Source organism: Pseudoneobacillus rhizolycopersici (assembly GCF_054786815.1).
Map to the genome: position 1 here is coordinate 213,800 of NZ_JBTOOE010000006.1, position 9,246 is coordinate 223,045.

The 9,246-nt window shown below is 37.6% G+C and carries 10 protein-coding genes; 2 read left to right on the forward strand and 8 right to left on the reverse strand.

The genetic code is table 11. The annotated features are described in order from the left end of the window. Positions 1-67 precede the first annotated feature (67 nt). From ACX9YW_RS09210 to yneA, 6 genes are all read right to left on the reverse strand, one after another. Positions 68-283, reverse strand: a complete 216-nt coding sequence (locus ACX9YW_RS09210; RefSeq protein WP_460345185.1) for a YneF family protein — start codon at positions 281-283, stop codon at positions 68-70. 75 nt (positions 284-358) lie between these two features. After that, positions 359-799, reverse strand: a complete 441-nt coding sequence (gene sirA / locus ACX9YW_RS09215) for a sporulation inhibitor of replication protein SirA (protein WP_460345188.1) — start codon at positions 797-799, stop codon at positions 359-361. 440 nt (positions 800-1,239) lie between these two features. Then, complete coding sequence (gene tkt, locus ACX9YW_RS09220) at positions 1,240-3,240, reverse strand: transketolase (RefSeq protein ID WP_460345191.1); 2,001 nt, start codon at positions 3,238-3,240, stop codon at positions 1,240-1,242. A 202-nt stretch (positions 3,241-3,442) separates the two neighbouring features. Continuing rightward, positions 3,443-3,676 carry a DUF896 domain-containing protein gene (locus tag ACX9YW_RS09225; protein WP_460345194.1) on the reverse strand — a complete coding sequence of 78 codons (234 nt, stop codon included), beginning with the start codon at positions 3,674-3,676 and terminating at the stop codon, positions 3,443-3,445. Between the two features lie 107 nt (positions 3,677-3,783). After that, the gene (locus ACX9YW_RS09230) at positions 3,784-4,431 is read right to left on the reverse strand and encodes a YneB family resolvase-like protein (protein WP_460345197.1); all 648 of its coding nucleotides are present in this window, start codon (positions 4,429-4,431) and stop codon (positions 3,784-3,786) included. A gap of 2 nt (positions 4,432-4,433) precedes the next feature. After that, positions 4,434-4,757 (reverse strand): cell division suppressor protein YneA, encoded by a 324-nt coding sequence (yneA, locus tag ACX9YW_RS09235; protein WP_460345200.1) that lies wholly within the window; start codon positions 4,755-4,757, stop codon positions 4,434-4,436. 153 nt (positions 4,758-4,910) lie between these two features. Here yneA and lexA point away from each other — a divergent pair, with 153 nt between their 5' ends. Then, positions 4,911-5,531: a transcriptional repressor LexA gene (gene lexA / locus ACX9YW_RS09240; RefSeq protein ID WP_460345203.1), complete on the forward strand. Its 621-nt coding sequence runs from the start codon at positions 4,911-4,913 to the stop codon at positions 5,529-5,531. Between the two features lie 99 nt (positions 5,532-5,630). On the opposite strand, the gene glnA is transcribed toward lexA, so the two are convergent. Beyond that, positions 5,631-6,965 (reverse strand): type I glutamate--ammonia ligase, encoded by a 1,335-nt coding sequence (gene glnA / locus ACX9YW_RS09245; protein ID WP_460345206.1) that lies wholly within the window; start codon positions 6,963-6,965, stop codon positions 5,631-5,633. Between the two features lie 20 nt (positions 6,966-6,985). Further along, positions 6,986-7,390, reverse strand: a complete 405-nt coding sequence (locus ACX9YW_RS09250; RefSeq protein ID WP_460345209.1) for a MerR family transcriptional regulator — start codon at positions 7,388-7,390, stop codon at positions 6,986-6,988. 267 nt (positions 7,391-7,657) lie between these two features. Between ACX9YW_RS09250 and ACX9YW_RS09255 the strand changes: the two genes are divergently transcribed. After that, positions 7,658-8,077, forward strand: a complete 420-nt coding sequence (locus tag ACX9YW_RS09255) for a nuclease-related domain-containing protein (RefSeq protein WP_460345212.1) — start codon at positions 7,658-7,660, stop codon at positions 8,075-8,077. The last annotated feature ends 1,169 nt before the right edge of the window (positions 8,078-9,246 follow it).

Consider the following 9,246-nt stretch of genomic DNA (forward strand, 5'->3'; position numbering starts at 1 on the left):
GATTTTTTGTTCGAGTTTCTAAATAAAAAAGCACCCATTTTGAAATGAGTGCTTTTGGAAATATTAATTATTTTGATGATTGCTTGTTCATTGCCTGCATCATTTGATTGATTTTTTTCTGGGATGGTTTTTGACCCATTTGCATCATCATTACTTTTAACATTTGCTCATTAATCGGTGGATTTTTCTTTAAATAGTTCATCATGTAACGACGAGCTATGAAAAATCCTAGTGCTACACCAGCTAGTAAGCATAGTATACCAACTAGAATGTAATAAAACATAAAACTTCCTCCTTCATGTTGTCTACCAAATACAGTCTAGCAAATCACACGTTATTATACAATATTTCATTTCAATTAGACAAATTTTCTTTCCTTAATCGGCTTTAGCCATCCGTAGCGCACATGATCGATATCAATCGCTAAGAAGGAAGCTTCACATTTTCTTAAAACCTCAAAAAAAACGGCCTCCGCCTCATAGTTTCCCTCTGCCTGGACAAGCAAGTACCCATCTCGAATCGATAGCGTCGCAACACTAGTCCTACCAACTAATTCGACTCTGTAAACTCCATTTTCAGCAATATACCCCTTGAGTTTGGCTAGCTGTTGGTTTAATACCTGATGAATTCGTAAGGATGGAATCGGTTTTGTAATATATCGGATTTGCTTTTGAATTATCTTTTTTAATTCTCCGTAAGAATGCTTCTCCTCTGAAAATAAATCAAAAAATATTCGCTCCCTACCAAAATAATGATTCGCGAATTCATCTTCTATCAAGTAAAGCTGATACACTCTCACTTGTGATCACTCCTCTTGGACAAGCCCCTTTTTCCTATTATAAATAATGAAGATAAAAAGGTTTGTCTGAAGATGTAAAAAAAAATGACTAGTTTTGTCGATTCATTCCTTTTATTAAATTTTATTATCTTAATTGACAAACATTCATCCAGTTGATATAATATGTTTCTCTTCGCATATTGAAGTAACTTGTTGAAGATGAAGTAAATAAATTGGCATTCTACGATTGTTTTTTGTAAGGACTTATTCACACTGGATCGGCTTCGGAGCCGTAAGGATGTTAGAGAGGTAGGGCTAACGTCGTTTAAGATTTAAAACGTTCAGGTGGAAATAGACCGCGGCAGCTTTATTTTAATAATATTGACAATTTACTTGTTTAAAGAACAGGTTACTTTTATACAAAAAGCGAACTAGAGAATCTAGTTCGCTTTTTTCCATTATCATAATAATGATTTTACTCGTGAAACAACGTTTTCTACTGAGAAACCATATTCCTTCATGATAATTTCACCTGGGGCGGATGCACCGAATGTGTCTATGGCTAAAACATCACCTTCATCACCTGTGTATTTATGCCATCCAAGTGATGCTCCCATTTCAATACCTAGTCGTTTCTTAACAGACTTAGGTAGAATGCTTTCTTTGTATTCTTTTGATTGAGTTTCAAAGCGGTCCCAAGATGGCATACTGACCACTGAAACATCAATTCCTTCGTTCAGCAGAGCTTTTTGCGCTTCAACTGCTAAACTTACCTCTGAACCAGTAGCCAAAATTAACGCATCTGGTGCTTCTTTAGATGCAGGGGAAATCACATAAGCACCTTTTGAAACTCCCTCATATGCTTTTTCTGATGTACCCGGTAATGTAGGAAGATTTTGTCTTGTTAATACTAATGCTGTTGGCTTATTCGTCGATTCCACCGCTAGTTTCCAGGCAGCTGCTGTTTCATTTCCATCGGCAGGGCGAATAATCGAAAGGTTAGGCATCGCTCTTAAAGCGGCTAATTGTTCGACTGGTTCGTGTGTTGGTCCATCTTCACCTACAGCAATACTATCATGGGTGAAAACATAAGTTACCGGAAGACCCATTAATGCAGCAAGGCGAATCGCTGGACGTAAATAATCGGAGAATACAAAGAACGTACCGCCGAATACTTTTAGGCCACCATGTAAAGCCATTCCATTTAATGCTGCCCCCATGGCAAATTCACGGACTCCAAACCAAATGTTTCTACCTTCAAAAGAACTTGGCAAAAAGTCAGCGGAACCTTTAATTGTTGTTTTATTAGAACCAGCTAAGTCAGCCGATCCCCCAAAGAAAGTTGGTAGATTTTTCGCAATTCCGTTTATTACTTCGGCTGATGAAGCTCTACTTGCTAAACTTTTACCTTCATTATAAACAGGAATATCCTTATCCCAACCTTCCGGAAGTTGATTGGTTACCGCTCTCTCCAACTGCGATGCTAAATCAGGGTACTCGTTTTTATATTGTCTAAAGAGATCGTTCCACTTACTTTCTTTCTCTTCACCATTTTCAATGACCATTTTGGTAAAGTGATGATAGACTTCTTGCGGAACATGGAAATCTTGATCAAAAGTCCATTTATACGCCTCTTTTGTTAATTTTAATTCGTCTGCACCAAGTGGAGCCCCATGGACATCAGATTTACCAGCCATATTCGGTGAACCATAACCGATAACAGTTTTTACTTCAATTAACGTAGGGCGATTTAAGTCTTGCTTGGCTTCCTCAATTGCGTTAGCAATCTCTTCTAGATTATTTCCATTATCTACCCTTAAGTACTGCCAGCCGTAAGCCTTGAAACGGTCAGCCACACTTTCTGAAAATGATTGAGACAAATCACCGTCTAGTGAAATGTCATTTGAATCATAAAGGACGATAAGTCTACCTAATTGCAGATGACCTGCTAAGGAAGCTGATTCAGCCGATACGCCTTCCATTAAATCTCCATCACCGCATATACTGTATGTATAATGATTGATTAATTCAAAGTTTTCCTTATTATATACGGCTGCTACGTGACGCTCAGCCATCGCCATTCCTACAGCCATTGCAATACCTTGACCTAAAGGACCAGTTGTGGCTTCTACACCAGCTGTATGTCCAAATTCCGGATGTCCTGGCGTTTTACTCCCCCATTGACGGAAAGATTTGATATCATCCATGGATAAATCATAACCAGATAAATGCAATAAACTATAAAGCAACATGGATCCATGGCCTGCTGAAAGGACAAAGCGGTCACGGTTGAACCAAGTTGGATTTTTTGGATTATGATTCATAAAACGTGTCCAAAGTGTGTACGCCATAGGCGCAGCCCCCATCGGCATACCTGGATGTCCCGAGTTTGCTTTTTCAATCGCATCAATCGATAAGGTTCTTATTGAGGCAATGGATAAGTCATCAATTTTTTCAATCATGATTTACATCCCTTTCAAGGTAAAGTATCCCTAAGTGTTGCTAGGGATTTCCATTTTAATATTAATTTGTCTATTAATTTAATACAACCTTTAGATAAGGCAGCATCCTAAAAAATTTCACTTTGTTAATAATTTGACACAATCTCTTTCAATTTATGTATCTTAGAAGAAGTTAGCCCCCTTCTAAGGTAGAAATTTTTTCTTAATGTAATGGCTTTTTAGTCTTCAGGTTTTTAATTTTTTCTGGAGTAACATCTTCTCCTTTTGGATCAATAATTTTAACATTTGTTATGGTATTAAGCATCGAAGAGCGAAACACTTCAAGATATTCTCGACGCAATCTAGACTGTTCTTTTGCTTCTTGTTCTGAAAGCCCAGTTGTTTTTGCCTTTTTTGCCAATTCATTAATTCGATTTAGTTTTTCCTTAGGCAGCATGAGCAAACCCTACTTTCTTTATAATAAAAATTCCATTTTAATGCCCTTGAACTTGGAATTACTAGTTGATACTACTAAAAAATAGACCTTTTGACAAGGCAAAAGGTCTACTGTTTCAATGAATCTATGTACTCTAAATACCGGCGATGGACTGTTGCTTTAGATACATCATAGCCAAACCCTCGTAAAGTGGCGGCGATTTCTGAAAAGGTCAATTTGTTATTGCGTAAATGAACGATTTTTTCAATCGGAACATCTTTCTTTTCGCGACCAGGGGAAGCATCAATATTTTTTAAGTTTTTTTGGGGTTGATATCCATTAAGAACAGCTCGTTTCATCCCCCGTTTAATTTTAGTATTATGGACTTTTCTTTGAAACTCTTCCACGATACTGACGATTTGCAGGATCATTGAATCAGCTTCTGATAATTGTAATTCTCCATGCTGTGAAATAGTACATATTTTTATACCAGCTTTTTGAAGGTGATAAAGCAGGGCAATTTTGGTATTTCCCCTTCCTAGTCTTGTTTCGTCTTGAATCAATAAAAATTGAATATTTTCTTCCGAGATTAATTGCAAAACTTCCAGTATTCCATCTCTATCAATTTCATAACCACTTGCTTGCTCCTTAATAATATTTACAACTTGTAAATTTTGACTTTCAGCAAGTCTAACTAATTCTTCTTCTTGCCTTTTTAAAGAACTTTCTTGACTTTCTTTTTTCGTGCTGACTCGACAATAGATAATTGCTTTCACGTTTATTCTCCTGTTGCACTAGCTAATTCAGTTTTGTAATCAGATAAATGATTCTTGACAGGTAAAATAATATCTTCCCCTGGAATTAATTCCGTTTCACTAATTTCATTTTGTGTTAAAACCCAATTGATAAATCTCTTTTTGGAAAGTCCACTCTTGTCTGAATATTGTTCTGCGAGCTCCCAAACAGTATCCCCCGGAACAATTGTAACACTTAAAAAATCCTCTTGTTTGATTTCAGTATCAGTTCCCAAAAAGAATCCAGTAATACAAAACGCAAGCAATAACAAAATAGTATATGAATTAGTTACCAATAGTTTTTTCATCTTCAAACACCTCTATCGAATATATGTTCTTATTTATTGATTTTATTATAAAACGAACATTTGTTTGTTGTCAACACTTTAACGAACTTATGTTTGTATCAGATGGAAAAACATGCTATACTAGATCTAACAAATTAATAGAGGTGCGTAAACATGACAAAAATATCAAAACGCCAGCAGGATATATTGGAATTTATTAAAGAAGAAGTTCGCGCCAAAGGTTACCCACCTTCCGTTAGAGAAATTGGTGAAGCTGTTGGACTTGCTTCCAGTTCAACTGTTCACGGGCATTTAAACAGATTGGAATCAAAAGGATTAATTAGACGCGATCCAACGAAGCCTAGAGCAATAGAAATTTTAGATGAATCTAGTTCTCCGTTACCAACACATAATGTCATTAACGTTCCGATTATCGGAAAAGTTACTGCCGGATTACCGATTACAGCAATTGAAAATGTCGAAGAATATTTTCCTCTGCCAGCTAGTTTTGGTTCTTCAGATGACCATATTTTTATGCTTGAAATTATGGGTGATAGTATGATTGAGGCTGGAATTTTGGACGGAGACTATGTAGTCGTAAAGCAACAAAGAACAGCAAATAATGGTGAGATTGTTGTTGCTATGACTGATGAAGACGAAGCTACAGTAAAAAGATTCTTTAAAGAGAAGGATCATTTTCGATTACAACCAGAAAACTCTTCATTAGAACCAATCATATTGCAAAACGTTTCCATTTTAGGGAAAGTTATTGGAGTTTACCGAAACATCCATTAATGATAAAGGCCTCTTAACCATATTGGTTAGAGGCCTTTTTTTATTCCTATTTAGCTACAAACGCTACCAGCTCGAGGTCATCAAGCCTCGATCGCTTTTTTAATACATTGTCATATACTGATCGCGTTCCCATTGATGAACAGTGGTACGGAAAATATCCCATTCGATTTCTTTCGCTTCGATAAAGTGTTCGAGTATATGATGACCAAGCGCTGAAGTGATGATTTCGTCGTTTTTCAGCTGAATGAGCGCTTCTAAAAGTGATGATGGAAGATCTCCAATACCTTCTTCCATGCGTTCTTCTTTTGTCATCACATAAATATTACGATCAACTGCTTGTGGTGGAGTCATTTTATTTTTAATACCATCTAACCCTGCTTTTAAAAGAACTGCCATTGCTAGATAAGGATTTGCTGCTGGGTCTACACTTCTAACTTCAATACGAGTACTCATTCCACGGGATGCCGGAATACGAACAAGCGGCGAACGGTTTTGAGATGACCATGCCACATAACATGGAGCTTCGTAACCAGGAACAAGACGTTTAAAGGAATTGACAGTTGGATTTGTTACAGCCGTAAATCCTTGTGCATGGGCAAGCACCCCTGCAATAAACTGACGGGCTGTATCACTCATTTGAATTTCACCATTTGGATCATAGAATGCATTTTCACCATTTCTAAATAAGGATAAGTTACAATGCATACCCGAACCAGCAACCCCAAATAATGGCTTTGGCATAAATGTCGCATGCAGACCATGTTTACGCGCAATGGTTTTAACCACTAATTTAAAGGTCTGGATATCATCACATGCTTTTAATGCATCGGCATATTTAAAGTCAATTTCATGTTGACCAGGCGCAACCTCGTGATGGGAAGCCTCCACTTCAAAGCCCATTTCTTCCAATTCTAACACGATATCACGACGGCAATTTTCTCCTAAATCAGTTGGGGCTAAATCAAAATAACCACCATGGTCATTCAACTCAAGGGATGGCTCACCTTTTTCGTCCAATTTAAACAGAAAGAATTCTGGTTCTGGCCCTAGATTAAAATCTGTAAAACCCATTTCATTCATTTCTTTAAGGATTCGTTTTAGATTATTTCTTGGGTCCCCTGCAAAAGGCGTTCCATCTGCATTATAAATATCACAGATTAATCGAGCCACTTTACCCTTCTCAGCAGTCCAAGGGAAAATAACCCAAGTATCTAAATCAGGGTATAAATACATATCTGATTCTTCAATACGAACAAATCCTTCAATGGATGAACCATCGAACATCATTTTGTTATCTAACGCCTTATCAAGCTGACTTACTGGAATTTCCACGTTTTTAATAGTTCCAAGGATGTCGGTAAATTGTAAGCGAATAAATTTCACGTTACTTTCTACGGCTAAGCGTTTAATATCTTCACGGGTGAACTTTGCCATTTGTGTTTCCTCCTAATTTTTTAATGAAAGAATCTTCTGATGTCTCCTTGCCTAGAAGACTGATTAAATCGTCCAGCTTGCATAATTTCTTTACGCAATATTTTTCGTAATTCCTCGTTGGACAATTGCTTTCTGATTTTTTCTGCTTCCTTTTTTAAATCGACTGATACTTCTTGTTGTTCTTGTACGGCAAATATTTTTTTAATCCCTGCCATATTTACTCCTTGATCAATTAGATCTTTGATTTCAAGGAGCCTATCAATGTCATTCAAACAAAAAAGTCGTCTATTACCATCTGTTCTTGCCGGAGAAATCAAATTATGTTCTTCATAGTATCGGATTTGCCTTGCACTTAAATCAGTAAGTTGCATAACCGTTCCAATCGGAAACAATGGCATCGAACGGCGTATCTCTTTTCCGCTCATGATTTCTTCTCCTCTTTTGTTTTTTCATGTTGTTATTGTATGTCGTGTAAGAAAAATTGTCAATATCATGTAAGGTTTTCTAACATGAAATTTTAAAATTTTTTCACCTTAAAAAATCCACATAAAAATTCCCTCAACGTCTTAATATTAATTTACATTTCGCCCTTTAGTGTGATTTTTATTTGTCTATTTTTTGACACAAATTCATTGGGAATTATTTAGTACACTGGAATGGAAGGGAAATATTTTGATAGGAGGCTTGCCTGAATGATCATAAAACCACGATCTGAGTCCCTTGAATTAATTATTTATCGATTATTAAACCAACGTATGGAATTAACTCCTGACCAAAAGGGTTATTTCGAACACCTCGAAAAAGGGTTTGAAGGTGAAAAAAATTTCGATTTATTCCTGGAGCAAAACTTAACGATGGATTGCCACATCTTAAATGATTTGCTTCTAGAAAGCCAGAAATCCCTTTTCCAATCTGATTCCGTCCTACACTCAGGGGATACCATACATGTGTTTGATGTAAAGAATAATGAAGGCGATTACTATGTAGAGGATGATAGATGGTATCTTTTGCCTTCCAAAATTGAAGTAAAAAATCCATTCCTACAATTAAATCGTTGTATATCACTGTTTCGCCGATTATTACAAGACCTCGGTCTAAACTATAAAATTTAGCCTCATATTGTTTTTATTAATCCTCAATTCGCTTTATTGCAAGCCCCATTGAACTTACCTTTCATACTTCCATCGCAATTGTGGCGTTTTGTAAACAAATTGAATAACAAGGGCACTGTTATAAGACCACATAATGTGAACTTATCCGAAAAGCTAATGTCTTTACATATCAAAGAATCGCCCTATTCTATTTTTAATTTGCCAAAATATGATTACATGGAATTAAGAAAATTTATATCATGTCTATTATGTCATGGGGACATGGAGGAAAGAAAACTTAAATTATTTTGTAATTGTGGTTTTTGTGAGGACGTGGAGTCAGGTGTTTTACGCAGTATTAATGAGTTAATCCTTCTGTTTCCGGATATGAAAATTACAACACTACTGGTATGGGAATGGTGTGGGGTAATAAAATCGAGAAAAACCATTCGGAGGATTTTGGTGAAGAACTTTACAAAGATGAGTAGTAACAATCACACTTATTTTATTAAGAAATGAAGCTGAATTTGCATTTTTGGCTTTCCGGCGGGAACTGTGAGGCTTTTTTTGTTACCGATTTGGCGGTTCCCCCTGGCAAACGGGCACTGAGATGAGACCTCTGTTACCGTTTGGACGGTTTTCCTCGGCAAGCGGGCACTGAGACGATACCTCTGTTACCGTTTGAACCCTCCTCCTCGCCAAACGGGCACTGAGACGATACCTCTGTTACCGTTTGGACCCTCTTCCTCGCCAAACGGGTACTGAGACGAAACCTCTGTTACCGTTTGAACCCTCTTCTTCGCCAATCGGGCACTGAGATGAGACCTCTGTTACCGTTTGGACTGTTTTCCTCGGCAAACGGGCACTGAGACGATACCTCTGTTACCGTTTGAACCCTCCTCCTCGCCAAACGGGCACTGAGACGAGACCTCTGTTACCGTTTGAACCCTCCTCCTCGCCAAACGGGCACTGAGACGAGACCTCTGTTACCGTTTGGACCCTCTTCCTCGCCAAACGGGTACTGAGACGAAACCTCTGTTACCGTTTGAACCCTCTTCTTCGCCAATCGGGCACTGAGATGAGACCTCTGTTACCGTTTGGACGGTTTTCCTCGGCAAACGGGCACTGAGACGATACCTCTGTTACCTTTTGAACCCTCCTCCTCGCCAAACGGGCACTGAGACGATACC